Origin of the sequence: Actinomadura sp. NEAU-AAG7 (assembly GCF_018603865.1) — a bacterium.
Classification (GTDB): Bacteria; Actinomycetota; Actinomycetes; order Streptosporangiales; family Streptosporangiaceae; genus Spirillospora; species Spirillospora litoris.
On sequence record NZ_JAHFZY010000002.1, the window covers coordinates 1110168 to 1129758 of the forward strand.

At 73.7% G+C, this 19591-nt stretch carries 18 protein-coding genes; 6 read left to right on the forward strand and 12 right to left on the reverse strand.

Going from position 1 to position 19591, the window contains the following annotated elements:
- Window positions 1–17: 17 nt before the first annotated feature.
- Window positions 18–1199, reverse strand: coding sequence for a zinc-dependent alcohol dehydrogenase (locus KLI87_RS14495; RefSeq protein WP_156215910.1), 1182 nt, complete (start codon window positions 1197–1199; stop codon window positions 18–20).
- A gap of 112 nt (window positions 1200–1311) precedes the next feature.
- On the reverse strand, window positions 1312–2175 hold the full coding sequence (locus KLI87_RS14500; RefSeq protein WP_156215909.1) for a helix-turn-helix domain-containing protein: 864 nt from the start codon (window positions 2173–2175) through the stop codon (window positions 1312–1314).
- 144 nt (window positions 2176–2319) lie between these two features.
- On the opposite strand from KLI87_RS14500, the gene KLI87_RS14505 reads away from it, so the two are divergent.
- The gene (locus KLI87_RS14505) at window positions 2320–3756 is read left to right on the forward strand and encodes an MFS transporter (RefSeq protein ID WP_250903767.1); all 1437 of its coding nucleotides are present in this window, start codon (window positions 2320–2322) and stop codon (window positions 3754–3756) included.
- Here KLI87_RS14505 and KLI87_RS14510 read toward each other — a convergent pair.
- From KLI87_RS14510 to KLI87_RS14520, 3 genes are read right to left on the reverse strand one after another with little or no spacing between them, the layout of a single operon-like run.
- Window positions 3668–4162, reverse strand: a complete 495-nt coding sequence (locus tag KLI87_RS14510) for a Clp protease N-terminal domain-containing protein (RefSeq protein WP_156215907.1) — start codon at window positions 4160–4162, stop codon at window positions 3668–3670. The two genes, KLI87_RS14505 and KLI87_RS14510, sit on opposite strands and share 89 nt — an antisense overlap.
- A gap of 7 nt (window positions 4163–4169) precedes the next feature.
- On the reverse strand, window positions 4170–4349 hold the full coding sequence (locus KLI87_RS14515; RefSeq protein ID WP_214617327.1) for a hypothetical protein: 180 nt from the start codon (window positions 4347–4349) through the stop codon (window positions 4170–4172).
- Between the two features lie 53 nt (window positions 4350–4402).
- A complete protein-coding gene (locus KLI87_RS14520; RefSeq protein WP_214617329.1) occupies window positions 4403–5113 on the reverse strand; it encodes a TetR/AcrR family transcriptional regulator in 711 nt (236 codons plus the stop codon).
- A gap of 140 nt (window positions 5114–5253) precedes the next feature.
- Between KLI87_RS14520 and KLI87_RS14525 the strand changes: the two genes are divergently transcribed.
- Together KLI87_RS14525 and KLI87_RS14530 are read left to right on the forward strand one after the other, a co-directional pair.
- The gene (locus KLI87_RS14525) at window positions 5254–6210 is read left to right on the forward strand and encodes an ATP-binding cassette domain-containing protein (protein ID WP_214617331.1); all 957 of its coding nucleotides are present in this window, start codon (window positions 5254–5256) and stop codon (window positions 6208–6210) included.
- Window positions 6207–7049, forward strand: a complete 843-nt coding sequence (locus KLI87_RS14530; RefSeq protein ID WP_156215903.1) for an ABC transporter permease — start codon at window positions 6207–6209, stop codon at window positions 7047–7049. Before KLI87_RS14525 ends, KLI87_RS14530 begins: the two co-directional genes overlap by 4 nt.
- A 16-nt stretch (window positions 7050–7065) precedes the next feature.
- Here KLI87_RS14530 and KLI87_RS14535 read toward each other — a convergent pair whose 3' ends face one another.
- Window positions 7066–7632: a PadR family transcriptional regulator gene (locus KLI87_RS14535; RefSeq protein WP_214617333.1), complete on the reverse strand. Its 567-nt coding sequence runs from the start codon at window positions 7630–7632 to the stop codon at window positions 7066–7068.
- Between the two features lie 120 nt (window positions 7633–7752).
- On the opposite strand from KLI87_RS14535, the gene KLI87_RS14540 reads away from it, so the two are divergent.
- On the forward strand, window positions 7753–8613 hold the full coding sequence (locus KLI87_RS14540) for an SDR family oxidoreductase (protein WP_156215901.1): 861 nt from the start codon (window positions 7753–7755) through the stop codon (window positions 8611–8613).
- A gap of 4 nt (window positions 8614–8617) precedes the next feature.
- Here KLI87_RS14540 and KLI87_RS14545 read toward each other — a convergent pair whose 3' ends face one another.
- The 3 genes from KLI87_RS14545 to KLI87_RS14555 form a co-directional block, all read right to left on the reverse strand.
- On the reverse strand, window positions 8618–9427 hold the full coding sequence (locus KLI87_RS14545) for an SAM-dependent methyltransferase (protein WP_246249558.1): 810 nt from the start codon (window positions 9425–9427) through the stop codon (window positions 8618–8620).
- Window positions 9428–9549: 122 nt separating this feature from the next.
- Window positions 9550–10236, reverse strand: coding sequence for a DUF1986 domain-containing protein (locus KLI87_RS14550; protein ID WP_156215899.1), 687 nt, complete (start codon window positions 10234–10236; stop codon window positions 9550–9552).
- 132 nt (window positions 10237–10368) lie between these two features.
- Window positions 10369–10701 (reverse strand): hypothetical protein, encoded by a 333-nt coding sequence (locus KLI87_RS14555; protein WP_214617334.1) that lies wholly within the window; start codon window positions 10699–10701, stop codon window positions 10369–10371.
- Window positions 10702–11229: 528 nt separating this feature from the next.
- On the opposite strand from KLI87_RS14555, the gene KLI87_RS14560 reads away from it, so the two are divergent.
- Window positions 11230–12318 carry a glycosyltransferase family 2 protein gene (locus KLI87_RS14560; RefSeq protein ID WP_214617336.1) on the forward strand — a complete coding sequence of 363 codons (1089 nt, stop codon included), beginning with the start codon at window positions 11230–11232 and terminating at the stop codon, window positions 12316–12318.
- A 31-nt stretch (window positions 12319–12349) separates the two neighbouring features.
- Window positions 12350–14728, forward strand: coding sequence for a glycoside hydrolase family 3 protein (locus KLI87_RS14565; RefSeq protein WP_214617338.1), 2379 nt, complete (start codon window positions 12350–12352; stop codon window positions 14726–14728).
- A 57-nt stretch (window positions 14729–14785) separates the two neighbouring features.
- On the opposite strand, the gene KLI87_RS14570 is transcribed toward KLI87_RS14565, so the two are convergent.
- From KLI87_RS14570 to KLI87_RS40040, 3 genes are all read right to left on the reverse strand, one after another.
- Complete coding sequence (locus tag KLI87_RS14570; RefSeq protein WP_214617340.1) at window positions 14786–17284, reverse strand: ABC transporter permease; 2499 nt, start codon at window positions 17282–17284, stop codon at window positions 14786–14788.
- A 4-nt stretch (window positions 17285–17288) separates the two neighbouring features.
- Window positions 17289–18071 (reverse strand): ABC transporter ATP-binding protein, encoded by a 783-nt coding sequence (locus KLI87_RS14575; protein ID WP_308166005.1) that lies wholly within the window; start codon window positions 18069–18071, stop codon window positions 17289–17291.
- A gap of 348 nt (window positions 18072–18419) precedes the next feature.
- Window positions 18420–19526, reverse strand: coding sequence for an MFS transporter (locus KLI87_RS40040; RefSeq protein WP_214617342.1), 1107 nt, complete (start codon window positions 19524–19526; stop codon window positions 18420–18422).
- Between the last annotated feature and the right edge of the window lie 65 nt (window positions 19527–19591).

Here is a 19591-nt window from a genome sequence, read left to right on the forward strand (position 1 = left end):
CGCGAGGCGGCGGGCGGTCAGGGACTGAGCAGGACCTTGATGGCGCCGTCCTGCTTCTTCTGGAAGATCTCGTAGCCGTGCGCGGCGGCGGTGAGCGGCAGCCGGTGCGTGGCGAGGTCCATCACGCCGAGCGGGTCGGCTTCGTCCGCGACCAGCGGCATGAGGTCGTCGATCCAGCGCTTGACGTGCGCCTGGCCCATCCGCAGCGTGAGGCCCTTGTCGAAGATCTGGAGCATCGGCAGCGGGTCGGCCATGCCGCCGTACACCCCGATGACCGAGATCGTGCCGCCCCGGCGGACCGAGTCGATCGCCTGGTTCAGCGCCGCCAGCCGGTCCACGCCGACCCTGCCCATCAGCGGGGCGGCGGCGCGGTCGGGCAGCAGGCCGGTGAGCGTGTGGGCGACCTTGGCCACGGGCGAGCCGTGCGCCTCCATGCCGACCGCCTCGATGACCGAGTCGGCGCCGCGCCCGTCGGTCAGGGTGGCGATCGCCTCCGGCACGTCGTCGGTCCGCGTCGGGTCGAGCACCTCGACGCCGTGCCGCCGGGCCATCTCCAGCCGTTCGGGGACGAGGTCCACGCCGATCGCCCGGCGGCCGAGGTGCACGGCGATCCGGGCGCACATCTGCCCGATCGGGCCCAGCCCGAGCACCGCGACCGTGCCGCCCTCGGGGATGTCCGCCCACTCGACCGCCTGCCACGCGGTGGGCAGCACGTCCGAGAGGTAGACGAACCGCTCGTCCGGCGGCCCCTCGGGGACCTTGATCGGCCCGAACTGCGCCTGCGGCACCCGCAGGTACTCGGCCTGGCCGCCCGGCACCTGCCCGTAGAGTCTGGTGTAACCGAACAGCGCCGCGCCCATGTCGTACTCGCGCACCTGCGTGGTCTCGCACTGCGCGAACAGGCCGAGTCCGCACATGCGGCAGTGCCCGCAGGAGATGTTGAAGGGAATGACCACACGGTCACCAGGGCGGACGTGCGTGACGTCGGCACCCGTCTCCTCCACCACCCCCATGGCCTCGTGCCCGAGGATGTCGCCCTGCCCGAGGAACGGCCCGAGCACCTCGTACAGGTGCAGGTCGGAGCCGCAGATCCCGGTGCTGGTCACCCGTATGATCGCGTCGGTGGATTCCTTGATCACCGGATCCGGGACGTCCTCCACCCGCACGTCCCGCTTCCCCTGCCAGGTGAGCGCCTTCATGTGAATCGCCTCCGACCGGCATACCGAAAGAGCCGCGGCCACGACCGGCCGCCGCTTGTGGGGACGGGGACTGCCCGCCGTCCCGGCGCCTAAACAACCCCGGCCCGGCCGATCAGCGGTCGGCGGGCTCGTCCTCGCGGGGGCTCGCCATGTCCAGCAGCAGCATCGCGTCGTGGTCGGGGGTGCCGGGCCTCGCCTGGTAGGTGACCAGGCGCTGGCCGTCGGTGCCGTGGATCGCCATCACCTCGATGTCCATGCACATCGCGCCGACCTCCGGATGCTGGAAGCACTTCGTCGCGCGGGCGCGCAGCTGCACGTCGTAGCGCTCCCAGAGCCGGGCGAAGTCGGGGTCCTTCACCACCAGCTCGCCGACCAGCCGGACCAGCTCCGGCTCGTCGGGGTCGGCGCCCGCGATCGCGCGCAGGTGCGCCGCGCTGTGCGCGGCGAGCGTCTCCCAGTCGCGGTACAGCGTGCGGGCCTGCGGATGCAGGAACATGTAGCGGGTGAGGTTGCGCCGCTCGGGCGGCCAGTCGGTGAGGCCCGGGAACAGGCGGAGCCCCGGCCGGTTGGCGGCGAGCAAATCGTTGGCGTGGCTGGCGACGTACGCCGGTACCGGACGCAGCCGCTCCAGCAGGCCGAGCACCGGCTCCCGCACCTGGCGCGCCGGGCCCTGCGGCCGCGGGGGCGGCTGCCCCGCCGCGAGCGCCGCCAGCTCGTGCAGCCTGCGCAGCGCGTCGGCGGGCAGCCGCAGCGCGGCGCCGAGCGCGGCTAGGACGGCGGGCGAGGGCCTGGTCTCGGTGCCGCGCTCCAGCCGCGTGTAGTAGTCGACGCTGACCCCGGCCAGCGTCGCCAGCTCCTCGCGGCGCAGCCCCGGGGTGCGCCGGAGCCCCGTGCCCGGGGGCAGCCCCACGTCCTGCGGGCGGATGCCCGCGCGGCGCGCGCGCAGGAAGCGCCCCAGCTCCGTCCCGTCAGCCATCCCTCCAGTATCGCGGCAGGTCACCCGTCGTGGGAGGCCGTGTCAGGGCCCGGAACGGTGGTGCCCCTGATGTCCCGGTCTCCCACCGGCCGCCCCCGCCGGGCAGGCTGCCGCCTGCGACCTGCGAGCCGAGGGGGAGACACGATGGGACGGACGGAGACCCTGCCCGAGCGGACGGCGCGCGGCGGGCCGGAACGCCCGGTCTCCCCCACCGCGGCCCTGGTCGCGGCCGTCCTCGGCTTCTTCGTGATCACGCTCGACGTCTCCGGCGTCACGATCGCGCTGCCCGCGATCGGCCGCGACCTCGGCGGCTCGCTGTCCGGCCTCCAGTGGGTGGCCGACGGGTACACGCTGATGGTCGCGGCGCTGATGCTGTCCGCCGGGACGCTCTCGGACGCGGTCGGCGCGCGCCGCGCCTACGCCTGCGGCCTCGCCGCCTTCACCCTCGCCTCGCTGGCCTGCGGCGCGGCGCCGACGCTCGCGACGCTGACGGCCGCCCGCGCCGCGCAGGGCGGCGCGGCGGCGGTGATGGTCCCGGCGTCGCTGGCGCTGATCCGGCAGTCGTTCGCCGACCCGGGCGAGCGGGCGCGCGGCATCGCGCTGTGGACGCTCGGCGGCGCCGTCGCCATCGCCGCCGGACCCGTCCTCGGCGGGCTGTTCACCACGCAGTGGAGCTGGCGTGCCGTGTTCCTGCTCAACGTCCCCGCCGGGCTGGCCGGGCTGCTGGTCCTCCGGCGGGCGGCGCGCTCCCCGCGCCGTCCCGCCGCGCTCGACCTGCCGGGGCAGCTCACGGCGGTGGTCGCGCTGGCGTCGCTGACCTACGCGGTGATCGAGGGCGGGCACCGCGGGCTCACCGGCGCCGTGCCGGTCGCGGCGGGGCTCGCGGCGGCGGCCGGGGCCGCGTTCGTGACCGTCCAGGCGCGGCGGCGGGCGCCGATGCTGCCGCTCGCCATGTTCCGGGACCGCGCCGTCGGCGTGCCCGTCCTCGCGGGCTTCGCGCTGAACGCCGCCTTCTACGGCGGGGTGTTCGTGCTGAGCCTGTTCTTCCAGGAGCAGCGGGGGTGGTCGGCGTTCGCGGCGGGGCTGATGTTCGCGCCGATGGCGCTGGTCACGGCCGCCTTCAACCACCTGTCGCCACCGCTGGTGGCGCGGCTCGGGGCCCGGACGGTGATCGTCGCCGGGCTGGTGCTCAGCGCGCTCGGCACCGGCGGGCTCGCCGCCGTCGGCACCGGCACGCCCGCGTGGGCGATCGTCGTGCCGACCGTCCCGCTGGGCGTCGGGGGCGCGCTGGCCATGCCCGCGCTGACGACGCTGATGCTCGACGGCGTACCGGCCGAGCGGGCGGGCGTGGCGGCGGCGCTGCTCAACACCGTCCGGCAGACGGGCGGGGCGCTCGGCATCGCCCTCTTCGGCGCGCTGCTCGCGCGGGGCTTCGCGGTGGGGATGCGAGCCAGCCTGATCATCGCCGCCTGCCTGCTGGCGGCGAGCGCCCTCACCGCGTCCGCGCTGCTCGGTCGTGCCGGGGAAGGTCCGCGCGGATCCTCCGGCGCAGCGCGTCGCGGTCGACGCCGAGTTCGGTGAGCAGGTCCAGGACGGGGTCGCGGGAGCGGGCGCCGAGCAGGGCCAGCAGCAGGTGCCGGGGTTCGAGCTGGGGCTGCCTGCTCCGGAACGCCTCCTTGAGGCAGCGGCTCATCGCGGCCTTGGCGGCGGCCGTGAGCGGGAGCTGCTCGCCGGTGGAGGGCAGCGGCGGGGGCGGCTCCCCGAGCCGGACGCCGGTGGCCTCAAGCGCGCGGCGGTCCATCCGGTCCAGGGCGTCGCGCGCGCCGTCGAGGTCGACGCCCAGCGCCTCGGCGGCGGGCGCGCCGGGGTCGCGGAGCAGGGCGAGCAGCAGGTGCTCGGTACCGGCCCGGCGGTCGCCGCGGCGCCGAGCCTCCTCCACCGCGGCGGCCACCACCTCGCGGATCTCCTTCGGGAAACCACCGAACATCACCGCCTCACCTCCCGTGCTTGGTGTGGACCGCCTGCTTGGACAGCCCCAGGGCGTCGCCGATCTGCTCCCACGACCAGCCCTGCGCGCGGGCGTCGGCCACATGGACGGCTTCGAGGCGTTCGGCGAGGCGGCGCAGCGCGACCACGGCCCGCAGGCCGGTGGCCGCGTCCTTCTCCTCGGTCATGCCGTCAGATTAATTTGACGCTTGATGACCGTCAATCTGTTTGGACGTCGTAGTCAGGCGCCGGGCAGCATGGCGGAGATGCCGTCGAGCACGCGGTCGGCGCCGAACTGGAACGTGCGGTCGTCGTCCCAGGTCTCGGCCTCGGCCATGTACCGGACGGTCAGCGGATGGCGGCCCTCGGCGACCAGGCGCCGCGCCCACGGCACCAGCGCGTCCCCCGCGCCCGCTGTGTCCGCCGCGACGCCCTCCTCGGCGAGCCGGGCGGTGACCGCGCCGAGCACGTAGGACTTCAGCAGCGCGACCAGCGCCTGCATGACCGTGATGTCGAGGTCGAAGCGGACGAGCGCGCCGAGCGCGAACTCGTTGATCCGCAGCGCGTTCGGGCCGATCGGCGGGCGGCCCACGGCCGTCTCGACCCACCACGGGTGGCGCCGCGCCACGCTCCGCTGGAGGCGCATGACCCGCATGAGGTCGGCGCGCCAGTCCTCGGACGGGCTCTCCGGCAGCTCCTCCTCGCCCAGCACCGCGTCGTTCATCAGCACGAGCAGGTCGTCCTTGCTCGGGACGTAGCGGTAGAGCGTCATCGTGCCGACGCCGAGGCCGGTGGCGAGGCGGCGCATGGACACCGCGTCGACCCCCTCGGCGTCCGCCTTGGCGATCGCGGCCTCGACCACCTTCCGGCGGCTCAGCAGCGGGCGCGGGCCCGGCGGGGGCGGCTCCTCGTCCCACAGGTAGCCGCCGTTCCCGCCCTCGGGTTGTCTCACGTCGCGACCAGCCATCCCCGGTTCCCCATTGAAGGCACGACCCGCCGAATGTACGCTGTACGTCAGATGTACACCGTACGCTAGGCGTAGATCGTACGGACGAAGTACGTCGTACGAGGTCAGACTACTGGGGACGGCCCATGGGACATGAGACCGCTGTGCTCGTCGAGGGCATGGCGAAACGGTTCGGCGCCACGCGCGCCCTGCGCGGCGTGGATCTCCGGGTACCGGCGGGCGGCGTGTTCGGCGTCCTCGGCCCGAACGGCGCGGGCAAGACGACCCTGGTCCGCGTGCTCACGACGCTGCTGCTCCCGGACGCGGGCCGCGCGTTCGTCGACGGGATCGACGTGGTCGCCGACGCCGAGCGGGCCCGGTTCCGCTTCGGCCTCGCGGGCCAGTACGCGGCCGTGGACGAGCAGCTCACCGGACGCGGAAACCTGCGCATGTTCGCCCGCCTCTACCGGCTCTCGCCGCGCGCCGCCCGCCGCCGGGCCGACGAGCTGCTGGAGCGCTTCGAGCTGATCCCGGCGGCCGACCGGATCGTGGCGACCTACTCCGGCGGCATGCGGCGCAGGCTCGACCTCGCCGCGAGCCTGGTGGTGTCGCCGTCGGTGCTCTTCCTGGACGAGCCGACCACCGGCCTCGACCCGCGCGGGCGCGCCGAGGTGTGGACGGCCGTCCGCGACCTCGTCGCCACGGGGACGACGGTCGTGCTGACCACGCAGTACCTGGAGGAGGCCGACCGGCTCGCCGACGCGGTCGCGGTGATCGACTCCGGCCGCGTCGTCGCGCGCGGCGCCCCCCGGGAACTGAAGGCGATGACCGGCAGCGAGCGCCTGGAGATCACCGTGCCCGCGGTGGACGACATGGCGCCCGCCGCCCGCGTGCTCCGGGCCGCGACCGGGATCGAGCCCGTGCTCCGCCCCGGGTCGCGCACGGTGGACACCGGGATGGGCGGCGCGCCCGGAGAGGTGGCCCGCCTCGTACGCGAACTCGACGCCGCGGGCGTGGTGATCGCGCACCTGAACGTCCGCCGGCCGAGCCTGGACGACGTGTTCCTCCGGCTCACCGGACGCGCCACCGGGCAGGCGGCATGAGGGCCCTCGACGCACCGCCGCCCGCCGCGGCGTCACCGGGGACGCACCCGGTCCGCATCCTCGTCGACGGCGGCGTCATCGCGCGCCGCCAGATCGAGCACCTGCTGCGCAGGCCCGCCGGGCTGGTCGGCGAGCTGGCGCTGCCCGCGATCATCGTCCTGCTGTTCGGGTACGTGTTCGGCGGCGCGATCGAGGTCCCCGGCGGCGGCGACTACCGCGAGTACCTGCTGCCGGGCGTGTTCGCCATGCAGGCCGTCAGCGGCATCGGCGTCACCATCACCACCGTGGCGGGCGACCTGGCCCGGGGGGTCATGGACCGCTTCCGCGCGATGCCCATGGCCCGCTCGGCCGTCCCGGTCGGGCACACCACCGCCTCCCTGTTCACCGGCCTGGTCAACTTCCTCGGCGCGGCGCTGTGCGCGCTCGCCGTCGGCTGGCGGGCGCACCGCGGCGTGTGGCTGCTGCTCGCCGCGTTCGGCCTGCTGTGCCTGTTCCGCTACGCCACCGGCTGGATCGGGGTGGCCGTCGGCCTGTCGTTCAAGGACGAGGCGGGCGCCGACCACGCCGTCCCGCTGCTGTTCCCGATCAGCATGATCGCCAACACCTTCGTGCCGACCGACGGCATGCCGGCCTGGCTGCGCGTCATCGCCGACTGGAACCCCGTCAGCGCGGTCACGGCCGCGTGCCGCCAGCTCTGGGGCAACCCGGGAATGGACCGGACGCACACCGCGCTGCCGCTGCAACACCCGGTCATGGCGACGATCCTGTGGTCGGTCGGCATCATCGCCGTCTGCGCGCCGACGGCCGTATGGCGCTTCCGCGTCGCCGGCCGCCACTGACCTCCCCGCCGGCGCCCTATTCGCCGTCGGCGGGCTTGGGAACACCGAAGTCCTCGGCGGTCATCGGGTCGGTCTCCCGGGCCCACCGCGCCCAGTCCGCGAGGGCCTCGTTGACGCGGATGCCCGCCTCCAGCGCGATGCGCATCGCGCGCGCCTGGCGGCCGGTGCCCCATTCGCCGCGGTCCTTGCCCTCGGCGTAGCCGCGCAGCCGGTGGGCCAGCTCGCCGTAGAACTCCTCCTCGGACGCCAGGTGCGCGGCGAGGTCGTCGGCGTCCATCAGCCAGAAGAAATAGGAGCGGAACAGGGTCTCCATGCGGAAGGTGTGATCGACGTCCACCTCCGTCAACCAGCGGCGGACCTCGGCGCGGCCCTCGCCCGTGATCCGGTACGCCTTGCGCCCGCGCGGGCCGTGGCTGTCGACCTCGATGAGGCCCGCGGACTCCAGCCGGTTCAGCTCCAGGTAGATCTGCGGATGGCGGGCGGGCCACACCAGCCCGAGGGCCTCGGAGAAGCGGCGCGCCAGGTCGTAGCCGCTCGCGGGCCCCTCGGCGAGCAGGCCGAGAAGGCCGTGGCGCAGCGACATCCGCACACTCCCCGCGATGAGATCCGGCCCCCGTCGCGAACATCTTGACACATCGCGACACACCGATAAACGATGACATGTAACAACCAACATGTTCCTTGAATCAGCTGAGGTGGTCGCATGCCGAACACGGACGACGCCCGCGCGGTCCTGCTGACCGGGGCGAACGGCGGGGTGGGCCGCGCCACCGCGCGGGCGCTGGCCGAGCACGGCTTCCAGGTCTTCGCGGGGACGCGGAGCGAGGCCGGCGGCCTCGCCGAGATCCCGGGCGTGCGCGTGCTCCCGCTGGACGTCACCGATCCCGGGAGCATCGCGGACGCGGTACGCGAGGTGCGCGGCGCGGCGGACGGGGGCCTCCACGCGGTGATCAACAACGCCGGGATCATCGTCCAGGGGCCCCTCGAACTCGTCCCGGCCGAGGAGCTGCGCCGGCAGTTCGAGGTCAACGTGTTCGGCCCGGCCGCCGTCACCCGGGCGTTCCTGCCGATGCTGCGGTCGGGGCGGGGGCGGGTCGTCAACGTCAGCGCGGCCACCGCGCGGGTCGCGGGCCCGTTCTTCGGCCCGGTCTCGGCGAGCAAGGCCGCGCTCGCCTCGATGTCGGACGCGCTGCGCCTGGAGCTGGCGCACTGGGGCATCCACGTGGTGGTGGTCGAGCCCGGCCTGCTGGACACGCCGATCTTCGCCAAGTCCGCCGCGTCCACCGCGCGGACGGTCGCCGCCCTGCCGCCCGAGCAGGTCGCGATGTACCGGGAGCAGCTCGCCGCGGTGACCGCCGCGATGGGCGCGGGCAAGCCGGCGCCGCCCTCGATCGTCGCCCGGGCGGTGGTGCGGGCGCTGACCGCGTCCAGGCCGAGGGCCCGCTACACCGTCGGCCCCGACACGCGGCTGCTCGGCCTGGTCGCCCGGCTGCCGCTGCGGACCCGTGACCGGCTGCTGTCCCGCGTCGTCGGCCTGCGCGGGATCGCCCCGGCGAAGGGCTGAAGGACTACAGGGCGGCGACCCCGCTGAAGTGCGGGACCTCGGGCTCGGGCCACGGGGACGGGTCGGGATGCCAGCGCGAGCACGACACCACGCCGGGCGGCAGCAGCCGGGCCGCGCCGAACAGGGCCTCGATCTCCTTCGGGGAGCGGGCGCGGATGGGCGTGCCGCCGCGCTCCATCACCTCCCGGACCGCGCGCCGCATCGCCTCGCCGTCCAGTTCCTCGGTGGTGGCGTCGCAGGTGTGGGAGATCACCAGGTAGCTGCCGGGAGCCAGGCCGCGCAGCAGGTCCGCGACGAGGCCGTGGGCCTCGTCGTCGTCGAGGATGTGGTTGAGCACCCCGAGCATCATCAGCGCGACCGGGCGGTCGAGGTCCAGGGTGGCGGCGGCGCCGTCCAGGACCGCGCGGGTGTCGCGGATGTCGGCTTGGATGTAGTCGCAGGCCCCCTCCTTCGTGCTGGTCAGCAGCGCCCGCGCGTGCAGCAGCACCAGGGGGTCGTTGTCGACGTAGACGATCCGCGACTCGGGCCGGGCGCGCTGCGCGACCTCATGGGTGTTGTCGACGGTCGGCAGCCCCGTCCCGAGGTCGAGGAACTGGCGTATCCCGTTCCCCGCCACGAAACGCACGGCCCGGCCGAGAAAGGCGCGGTCCTGCCGGGCCGACAGGGCGATGCCGGGCAGATGCCGCAGGACGGCCTCACCGGCCTCGCGGTCCACCGGATAGTTCTCCTTGCCGCCCAGCCAGTAGTCCCAGACCCGGGCCGAATGCGGCACGTTCGTGTCGATCCGCGAGTTCACTTCAGAGCCATCGGACAATGGGATCCACCTCCACCGGAAGATCATCGCAGAAGGGCGACGCGCTTTCCGCCCATCGCCGCGAAAAGGGCGGACGCCCGGCCGGGAGGGGGATCCGGCCGGGCGTCCTCAGGGGCCGGGGGTCAGACACCGGCCGTGGCGCGGATCCAGGCCCGGCTCGGGGCCACGCTCCCATAGGTCTGCTCCGACCGCCCGTCGGCGGTGGAGGCGACCGCGACCTGCTTGCCCTCGTAGCGCTGCGGCCCGCCCGAGTCACCGCTCCAGGCGTTGCCGGTGATCTTGCTGGTGCAGATCGCCGGGCCGTAGCGGTGGTCGTAGCAGGTGGTGGAGGTGACCTTCACGTCGGCGCATTTGAGCTGGTCGGGGAAGGGGCCGTTGGTGCTGGTCCGGCCCCAGCCGCAGATCTGGTTGGTCGAGCCGACCGGCGGATCGGCGTCGGCGAGTGGGGAGTAGGCGGTCTGGTGGGCGGCGGCCAGGTGCACGAGCGCGAGGTCGCCCTTCGGCGCCACCTGGTAGTCGCTGACGTTGACCGTGGTGGCGCGCGACCGGTAGACGCTGCCGACGTTGACCGTGAGTCCGGAGCCGACGCAGTGGGCCGCGGTCAGGACCCAGGTCGGCGCGATGATGGTGCCCGAGCAGGTGAAGTTGCCGCGCACATAGATCGCGGCGGCCCAGGGGGCGTCGGTGACGAAGTCGCCGCCGATGATGGGCGCCTGCGGGCGGGGGCCGTCGGCGGCGGCGGGAACGGCGATCCCGCCGAGCAGGGCCAGCGCGGCGCCCATCAGGGCAATGGCGCGTCGGGGAGGCATGCACAGCTCCTTTGCTGGTATGCATGAGCCCCGTCAAAATAGACCAGCGGCCACCTTGCGCAGCCCTTCGAACGCGCCCTGGTTTTTCAGGCGGTGTTCGCTTGGCGTCGAAGGGCGCGGCGCGGCGGACCGCTACATGTAGGGCGGCGCGGCGGCGGTGATGGCGCGCGCCTGCGCCACCGCGTTCGCGGCCCACGCGCCCGACTGCGGCCCCGCCGGGAACTGCGCGGTGTGGTGGAAGCCGGGGCCGGTCACCGACACCGAGACGAAACCGACGTAACGGCGTTCCTTCATCAGCAGGAAAAGGAGGCCCAGCAGGCAGAACCAGACGAAGATGATGGTCAGCACGATGGCCACGACCGGAATTCCGTCGGTGACCTGGGTGGAGTCCTGGACGGTCCAGGTGGCGCCGTGCAGCGGGTACCGGCCGTACGGGAGAAGGACGTGCGTGCTCGTCAGGGCCATGTCGCCGATCTGCAGCAGAACGGGTTCGACTCCGCCTTGAGGAACCGGATACATCCCACCACCCCTGCCCGAACGAACCGCCAGCCACCCTGAGCGATCACCCCACCCTAAAGGGCCGCCCGAACCGGGGCAGCCCCACGGCCACGACCGGCCGCCCGGCGCCGTCTCGCCGCCGTCCAGCCTCCTCGCAAGGTGATCATACTTGGGCGTTTTCTACCCATTCAGTCCATGCACATGGACGGGACCGATAAGCCGCGATACCGAGGACCGCTTCGCCATCGTCGGGTTCGACCCGGTGCGCGATCCTGGCGCGCCGGCTTCTGGACGAGGTGATGACCAAGGCCGAGAACGGCCGTCGCCGGTGTTCCTGGAGACGCCGCGCGGGGCCCGCCGCCCGGCGGAACCCCAGGAAGCGACCCGGCCTTTCCGGGACATTTCGGGAATGCCACGCCGCTGCCCCCCGGACACGGCCCGCCATGCCCGGTCCTTCATAGGCGGTGTATAGAGGGCGATGCCAGCGTGCTGTGAATGATGGGTGAAGAGGCTCCTCCGGCGCGGGTCGATGTGATCTGCCCCGCCTACAACAGGTCGGGCGCCATTCGCGAGACGGTGGACAGCGTGCTCGCGCAGACGGTCGGCGACTGGCGGCTGATCGTCGTCTCCGACGGGTCCACCGACGACACCGACGAGGTCGTCCGCTCCTACTCCGATCCGCGCGTGCGGCTCGTCCGGACCGAGCACCACGGGGCGCCGGGAGGGCCGAGGAACATCGGGCTCGCGGTGTCCGACGCGCCCTACGTCGCCTACCTCGACAGTGACGACCGGTGGCTTCCCGGCCATCTGGAGGGCCTGCTCCGGCATCTGGAGGCGGGCGCGCGGCTGGTGGTGATGGGGAGCGTCGCGGTGGACGGGGACGGCGCGGAGGTGGCCCGGTCCGACCTGCTCAACCGGGTGTGGCACCCCGACCTCCAGCTCGTCTGGCCGCTGTACGAGCCGTCGCGGGTCGGGCATGTGCGCGGGCTGGTCGAGGCCGCGGGCGGGTGGTCCACGGGGGTCAGGGGCATGGAGGACTGGGACCTGTGGCTGCGGCTCGCCGATCGCGGCGAGGACTTCACGGTCGCGTCCGAGCACACGGCCGTGATGCGGCTGAACCCCGGGTCGCGGCGGCACACGACCGCCGTCGCCGACTACCTCCCGCTGGGCGCCGTCGCGACGGAGGACGACGCGAAGGCCGTCCTGGAGACGGTGTTCTCCGGCGAGAACCAGGACAGGCTGCGGCGGTCGTGGGCCGAGATGACGGTGGGCTGGTACCGGTCGATGGCCGCCTCGGACCGCCTCTCCAAGGCCGAGGACGTCGACATGGAGAAGGTCTACGAGCAGCTGAGGTGGTACGCGCTCAAGGGCCACGACCGGCTCATGCTCGGCGACCTGACCTATGTCGAGGACGGCGGCGAGTTCGTCCTCGTGCGCCCGCTGCGGTGCGTCGACGGCGCCCACGCGGAGCGACTGCGGGCCTTCCTCTGGACGGGCGACCACGCCCGGAACTCGGTCGTCCACGAGGCGGTCCGCCGGCGCGGGGGGAGGCCCATCGCGGCGGCCGGCGAGCGGACCAGGTAGCGCACGATCACGAACACGGGAGAACCCCCACATGTGGAACGACGAGACGGAGCTGCGGGCGCGCGTCGCCGGGCTCCCGCTGGAACGCAAGGTCGAGGCCCTCACCGGGATCGACTACTGGCGGCTGCCCGCCGTCCCGGAGGCCGGGCTGGAGACGGTCGTCATGTGCGACGGCCCCGCCGGGGTGTTCGGCACGACCTATGACGAGCGGGACCCGAGCCTGCTGTTCCCCAACCCGACCGCGCTGAGCGCCACCTGGGACCCGGCGCTGACGGGCCTCGCCGGACGGCTGATGGGCGCGCAGGCGCGGGCCAAGGGCGCGCACGTGCTGCTCGCCCCCGTCCTGAACCTGCACCGGTCGCCGGTCGGCGGCCGCAACTTCGAGAGCTTCTCCGAGGATCCGCTGCTCACCGCGCGGATGGCGGCCGGGTTCGTCACCGGGATCCAGTCGGCGGGCGTCGCCGCCGCCGTCAAGCACTTCGTGTGCAACGACTCCGAGACCGAGCGGCTCAGGTACGACGTCCGGATCGGTGAGCGGCTGCTGCGCGAGGTGTACCTGCGCCCGTTCGAGGCGGTGGTCGAGGCGGGCGCCTGGATGATCATGGCCGCGTACAACCGGGTCAACGGCACGATGATGACCGAGAACGAGCGGCTGCTCGGCGGCGTGCTGAAGGACGAGTGGGGCTTCGACGGCGTCGTGGTCTCCGACTGGACGGCGACCCGCACCACCGAGGCGAGCGCCAACGCCGGGCTCGATCTGATCATGCCGGGGCCGAACAACAAGTGGGGCCCCAAGCTGGTGGCGGCGGTGCGCGCCGGAGACGTCCCCGAGTCGCTGGTGGACGAGAAGGTCACGCGGCTGCTGCGGCTGGCCGGGCGCGTCGGCGCGTTGAAGGACGGCCCGGAGCCCGCCCCCGCGCCCCTTCCCGCCGACTACCGGGACCGGCTGCGGGCGCTGGCCGCGCGGGCGTGCGTCCTGCTGACCAACGACGGCGTGCTGCCGCTGGCGGCCCCGGGCTCGGTCGCGCTCATCGGCCCCAACGCCGTGTCGCTCACGGCGCAGGGGCGCGGCAGCTCGCTCATCCATCCCGAGCACGTCGTGGAGCCCTACGACGGGCTGCGGCGCGCGCTCGGGCCGGGCACCGGGATCAGCCTGCACCAGGGGTGCCGGCCGCGGCGGCTGCTGGCGGCGCTCCCGGCCGAGGAGTGCCGCGACCCCGAGACCGGGGAGCCGGGGCTGCGGCTCGACTACCTCGACTCCGGCGGCGGGCTGGTCGGCTCGGAGAACCGCAGGTCGGCGCGGCTCGTCTACGCGGGGACGCTGACGGCGGAGACGACCGGGATCAGGGCGCGGGGCGTGCTGACACCGGCCGAGACCGGGACGCACCTGTTCTCGGTCTGCGGCGTCGGGGTCTACACGCTGACGGTCGGCGACACCTCCGAGACGTTCACGCTGAAGCCCGCGGGCGACTACCTCGACACGATGACGCGCCCGCCCGAGCACCGCGTGGCGGTCGAGCTGACGGCGGGCGTGCCGGTCGCGATCGAGATGCGGCACACCCGCGACGAGCTGTTCGTCCAGCTCGGCATCGCCGCGTTCGGGCTCGGGTACGGCGCGCCGAGGCCGGACGAGGACGCGGAGATCGAGGCGGCGGTGGAGGCGGCCCGGCGGTCGGACGTGGCGGTCGTCATGGTCGGGACCGACGACGAGGGCGAGGCCGAGGGCCGCGACCGGACCGGCCTCGCGCTCCAGGGCCGCCAGGACGAGCTGGTCAGGCGGGTCGCCGCGGCCAACCCGAGGACGGTCGTCGTCGTCAACGCCAGCGGCCCGATGCTGCTGCCGTGGCGCGACGAGGTCGCGGCGGTCCTGTGGTCGTGGTTCCCGGGGCAGGAGGGCGGCGACGCGATCGCGGACGTGCTCGTGGGCGCCCGGGAGCCCGCCGGGCGGCTGCCGACCACGCTGCCCGCGTCCGAGGCGGGCGTCCCGATCTTCGACGTGGCGCCGGTCGAGGGCGTCCTGCGCTACGACGAGGAGGCCGTCGGGTACCGCGCGTACGCCGAGGACGGCGTCGCGTTCCCGTTCGGGCACGGCCTCGGGTACGGGCGGTGGGAGTACGAGTCCGCCGCCGTCGAGGGCGACACCGTCTCCGTGACCGTGCGCAACACCGCCGAGCGGGACGCGCTGGAGGTCGTCCAGGTGTACGCGGAGGGGCCCCGGCTCGCCGGGTTCGCCACCGTCCGCGCCGGTGCCGGGGAGCGGGTCACGGTCGAGGTGCCGCTGGACCGGCGGACGTTCCAGGACTACGACACCGGACTGCCCGGCTGGCGCACACGGCCCGGCCCGCACACCGTGCTGATCGGGCGGTCGAGCGCCGACCCGCGGCTCAGCGCCGAGTACGACCCCCGCTGACGCGCGCGAACGCCCCGCCGCGTCCGCGGCGGGGCGTTGGCGTGCATCACCGTGTGCTCACTCCGAGGCCAGCGACTCCACGATCGACGCCTTGGACGCGCGGCGCGCCGGGAGGACGGCGGCCAGCATCCCGGCCGCGCCCGCCAGCACGACGAACCCGATGATCTGGAGGACCGGGACGGCGAAGATGGCGCTCTTGGCCATCGCGTTGGTCGCGGCCCAGCCGAGCGTCATGCCGAAACCGACCCCGGTGAGCGCGCCGATCACGCCCATGACCAGCGCCTCGACCGACAGCATCCGGCGGAGCTGGCGCTTGGTGATGCCGAGGGCGCGCAGCAGCGCGGACTCGCGGGTCCGCTCCACGACCGAGAGCGTCAGCGTGTTGGCGATCCCGAACAGCGCGATGATGATCGCCAGGCCGAGCATCCCCGCGAAGATCATCAGAACCATGTCGATGATCTTCGTCAGCTCCTTCTTGACCTCCACGACCGAGCGCACCTTCACGGTGGCGTAGGGCTTGGCCGCCTGCTCGACCGCCGAGCGGGCGTCGGCCGCCGGCACCCCCTCCTTGGCGTTGACGTAGATCTCCGTCGGGTCCACGGCGCCGAACTGCCGGCCGAAGTCAGGCTCGGTCATCAGGATCGAGGGCGCCGGGGCGTCGCCGCCGAAGACGCCGGTCACCTTCGCGGGGACCACCCCGCGCCGCGTCTTGATCTTGATGGTGGCGCCCGGACCGAAGCCGCGCGACTTGGCGACGTCGCTGTTCACCGCGACCGTCCCCGGCTTCAGGTCGGCGAGCGCGCCCTTGGAGAAGTCGAGCTTGATGATCGTGCCGAGCGCCCCGGTGTTGAGCGTGCCGACCTCCTCGGGCCTGCCGTCCACCTCGCTCCGCCGCACGCGCATCTCGCCGACCTCGCCCACCTGCGGCACGCCGCGCAGCGCGGCGGCCAGCTCGTGCGGGATCGTGCGGGGCGTCTCGCCGTCGGAGAACTGCGCCTCCAACTGGAAGTCGACGGGGAACTCCTTGTCGAGCTGCGCGGACGTGCTGGCCTTGGCGCTGGAGGCGATCACCGCGAACAGGCTCATCAGCCCGATGCCGATCGTCAGCGCGATCGTCGTGGTGGCGGTGCGGCGCGGCGAGCGGCGCGCGTTCTCGACCGCGAGCCGTCCGGGGACGCCGCCGATCCGCGCCGGGATCGCGCCCACCAGCCAGCCCAGCGGCCGGACGAACGCGGGCATCATCGCGATGATCGCGAGGAAGACCAGCAGCCCGGCGATGCCGACCATCGAGATCGCCGACCCGCCCTTCTTCATGATCAGCGAGCCGTGCACGCCGAGGGCGAGGCCCGACACCCCGAGCACGCCCGCCGCGGTGGCGCGCGGCCAGGCGAGCCGGAACCGCCCGCCGCCCGGCTCGTGGTCGGTGCGCAGCGCGGCGATCGGCGCGACCCGGGTCGCGGCGCGGGCGGGCAGCAGCGCCGACACGACGGTCACGAGCACGCCGACCAGCAGGCCGATCACGACGGTGCGCGGCGACAGCCCGAACCCGGCGGTGGCGATCTCGGCGCCCATCGCGTTGAACAGCGCGATCGAGCCGTGCCCGAGGCCGAGCCCCGCGACCACGCCGAACACCGACCCGGCGAGGCCCACCGCCGCCGACTCGGCGACGACGCCGCCGAACACCTGCTTGCGGCTGGCGCCGACGCAGCGCAGCAGCGCCATCTCCCGCGTCCGCTGGGCGATCAGGATCGAGAACGTGTTGTAGATGACGAGCGCGGACACCAGCATCGAGATCAACCCGAAGATCAGCAGCCCGATCCGGATGATCTCGGTGTCGCCGCCGACCTCGGCGACGAGCCGGTCGCCCAGCTCCTTGCCGGTCAGCACGTCGAAGGAGCCGCCGACCGCGCCCGCGACCGCCGCCTTGTCCCCGCCGAGGACGTCGATCTCCTTGAGCGTCCGCATCCCGGTCATGCGCAGCGCGGTCGGGGTGTCGAAGCCGACCGCGCCGTTCATCGCGGTGCCGGAGGCGACGCCGAAGTCGACGACCCCGACCATCGTGAACCGGTGCGGGCGCTCCCGCCTGTCCAGGATGGTGATGCTCTGGCCGAGCCTGAACTTCTGCGAGGCGGCCGTCCCGTCGTCCACGACGGCCTCGGACGGCCCGCGCGGCGCCCGGCCCTGCTTGATCTCATAGCGCTGGAGCGTGCCGTCCGACACCGACAGCCCCGCGGTGGGGCTGTCGCCGACGACCTTGCCGTCGGCGCCGACCAGCGCGGCCTCGCCCTGCACCATCGCGTGCGCCTCGGTGACGCCGGGCACCGCGCGGACCCTCGCGAGCAGCGCGGCGGGCAGCTCGGGCCCCGGCTTCTTCGGCAGCACCGCGACGTCCACCCGGTCGGCGGACGCGGCGAACTGCGCGTCGATGCCCTTCTCCACCGTGTCGGTCAGCACGAACGTCCCGGAGATGAACCCCACGCCGAGCGTGATCGCCACCCCGGTCAGCACGAGGCGAAGCTTGTGGGCGAGCAGGCCCGCGAGCACCGTCTTCAGCATCGGCTCAGGCCCCCAGGCGCTTGAGCGTGTCGAGGACGGCGTCGGGGGTCGGCCGGGTCAGCTCGGTGACGACCATCCCGTCGCGCAGGAACACCACGCGGTCGGCGTAGGACGCGGCGACCGGGTCGTGCGTGACCATCACGATCGTCTGCCCCATCTCCCGGACGGACCCGCGCAGGAAGCCCAGCACCTCCGCCCCCGCGCGGGAGTCGAGGTTGCCGGTCGGCTCGTCGGCGAAGATGACCTCGGGCCGGGCGACGAGGGCGCGGGCGCACGCCACCCGCTGCTGCTGGCCGCCCGACAGCTCGCTCGGCCGGTGGTTCAGCCGGTCGCGCAGCCCGACGACCTCGACGACCTGGTCGAACCAGCGCTGGTCGAGCGCGCGCCCCGCGAGCTCCAGCGGGAGCTTGATGTTCTGCTCGGCGGTCAGCGTCGGCAGCAGGTTGAACGCCTGGAAGATGAAGCCGATCCGGTTGCGGCGCAGCAGCGTGAGCTGCTTGTCGCTCATCCGGGTGATCTCGGAGTCGCCGAGCCGGACCTGGCCCCCGCTGACGGTGTCGAGCCCCGCCAGGCAGTGCATCAGCGTGGACTTGCCCGACCCCGACGGGCCCATGATCGCGGTGAACACGCCCCGGGCGAACCCGACGCTGACCCCGCGCAACGCGTGGACGGCCGCGTCGCCCGAGCCGTACACCTTCGACACCTCGGTCGCGACCACGGCCGGCGGCGCGGGCGGCGCGGCGGCGGGGGGGTATCCGCCGGGCGGGCTGGCATACGCGCTGGTCACGGTGGCTCCTTCGGCGAGAGATGGCTGCTCCCCCGACACGCTAGGTATCCGCGCCGTCCCCGGCATCCACCCCGCGGCTACTGATTTCCTCGTCACCACGGCCGACAAACACGATTCGATACGACCCAGGTGGTACCCGAGAATCGTTCCAGCGGAGTATTGAATTCACTTCGGTAAGGCTATATAAGGGCCATTCAGAAGGCCCGCCGCCCGCACCCGGGAAGCACCGCTGACCACCAGTGAATATAGCACCAATATAGCGCGAGCGTTTCTCCGCGTGCTTCCCTTGTTCTTCGGCGGAACCATAGGCGTGCGACAAGTGGAAAGGCGGCGGTGATGGCCACGGGATCAGGACGTCGCCAACCGCCGGTGCCGCTGGAGCGGGCCGGAGGCGAGGCGTCCGGCGAGGGCCGCCACCACGACGAGGGCCACCGCGGCGACCGCGTATCCGGCGCGGTAGCCCGACAGCGGATGCACGGCCGCGACCATCGCGGTGCCGCACACGAACCCGATGTAGTTGAAGATGCCGACGCGGGCCACGGCGACGCCCCGGCCGCCGGGGTCGTGCCGTCCGGCGGCGGCGTAGGCGCTCGGCGCCATCGAGCAGAGGCCGAGTCCGGCCAGCGCGAACCCGCCGATGGCGACCGCCGGGCCGGGGGCGGCGGCGACGGCGAGCAGGCCCGCGGTCGTGACGAGCGCGCCCGCCCGCACCAGCCTCGGCGCGCCCCAGCGGCCGATCGCGCGGTCGGCCAGCGACCGGCCGAGCACGGTGGTCAGCGCGAACGCCGCGATCGCCAGCGGCGCGACGGCGGCCGAGCCGCGCAGATCCCCCTGGACGTACTTCACGGCGAACCCCATGACCGCGCCCTCGGCCACGTACGCGCAGGCCAGCACGCCCCCGATCACCAGGAGCGGGCGCCAGGGCACGGCCTGGCAGGCGGGCTCCTCCAGGCCGGGCGCGGCCGCGCCGTCCTCGGCGGGAAGCCGGAACCGGACGGTGGCGAGCGCCACCAGCAGGCCGAGCGCGGCGGGCGGCGCGAACCCGGCGGACAGGGAGACGCCGGTGCCGTTGGCGAGCGAGATCCACAGCGATCCGGCGATGCCCATCGCGCTCCACACCGCGAAGAAGCCGTTGACCACGCTGCGCCCGGCGCGCGCCTGGACGGCGACGGCCTGCGCGTTCATCGCCGCGTCCAGCGCCCCCACCGACAGCGCGAGCGCGACCAGCGTCACGACCAGCGCGGGGACGCCGCGGACCACTCCGACCGCCAGTACGGACGCGTGGAACAGCACCTGCGCGCACCGCAGCAGCGGGCCGGGGCCGAAGCGCGCCGCCACCCGCGCGGCGAGCAGGCCCCCGGCGATGGCCGTCGCCGGGACGCACGCCACGAGGAGGTTGATGGCGTCGTCGCTCAGCCCGTGCGCCAGCTGTATCTCCGGGGCGCGGGAGGTCACCGCGGCGAACGACAGTCCTTCCGCCGCATAGATCGCATAGACCGCGAAAACCCCGCTCCGGTCGG

Bases quoted from the DNA above. Each gene is read 5' to 3' on its own strand.
- KLI87_RS14500 (WP_156215909.1), bottom strand. From the start codon at position 2,175: ATGGCTGACGGGACGGAGCTGGGGCGCTTCCTGCGCGCGCGCCGCGCG.
- KLI87_RS14560 (WP_214617336.1), top strand. From the start codon at position 11,230: ATGATGGGTGAAGAGGCTCCTCCGGCGCGGGTCGATGTGATCTGCCCC.
- KLI87_RS14510 (WP_156215907.1), bottom strand. From the start codon at position 4,162: ATGTTCGGTGGTTTCCCGAAGGAGATCCGCGAGGTGGTGGCCGCCGCG.
- KLI87_RS14540 (WP_156215901.1), top strand. From the start codon at position 7,753: ATGCCGAACACGGACGACGCCCGCGCGGTCCTGCTGACCGGGGCGAAC.
- KLI87_RS14530 (WP_156215903.1), top strand. From the start codon at position 6,207: ATGAGGGCCCTCGACGCACCGCCGCCCGCCGCGGCGTCACCGGGGACG.
- KLI87_RS14565 (WP_214617338.1), top strand. From the start codon at position 12,350: ATGTGGAACGACGAGACGGAGCTGCGGGCGCGCGTCGCCGGGCTCCCG.
- KLI87_RS14550 (WP_156215899.1), bottom strand. From the start codon at position 10,236: ATGCCTCCCCGACGCGCCATTGCCCTGATGGGCGCCGCGCTGGCCCTG.
- KLI87_RS14535 (WP_214617333.1), bottom strand. From the start codon at position 7,632: ATGTCGCTGCGCCACGGCCTTCTCGGCCTGCTCGCCGAGGGGCCCGCG.
- KLI87_RS14495 (WP_156215910.1), bottom strand. From the start codon at position 1,199: ATGAAGGCGCTCACCTGGCAGGGGAAGCGGGACGTGCGGGTGGAGGAC.
- KLI87_RS14570 (WP_214617340.1), bottom strand. From the start codon at position 17,284: ATGCTGAAGACGGTGCTCGCGGGCCTGCTCGCCCACAAGCTTCGCCTC.
- KLI87_RS14505 (WP_250903767.1), top strand. From the start codon at position 2,320: ATGGGACGGACGGAGACCCTGCCCGAGCGGACGGCGCGCGGCGGGCCG.
- KLI87_RS14515 (WP_214617327.1), bottom strand. From the start codon at position 4,349: ATGACCGAGGAGAAGGACGCGGCCACCGGCCTGCGGGCCGTGGTCGCG.
- KLI87_RS14555 (WP_214617334.1), bottom strand. From the start codon at position 10,701: ATGGCCCTGACGAGCACGCACGTCCTTCTCCCGTACGGCCGGTACCCG.
- KLI87_RS14525 (WP_214617331.1), top strand. From the start codon at position 5,254: ATGGGACATGAGACCGCTGTGCTCGTCGAGGGCATGGCGAAACGGTTC.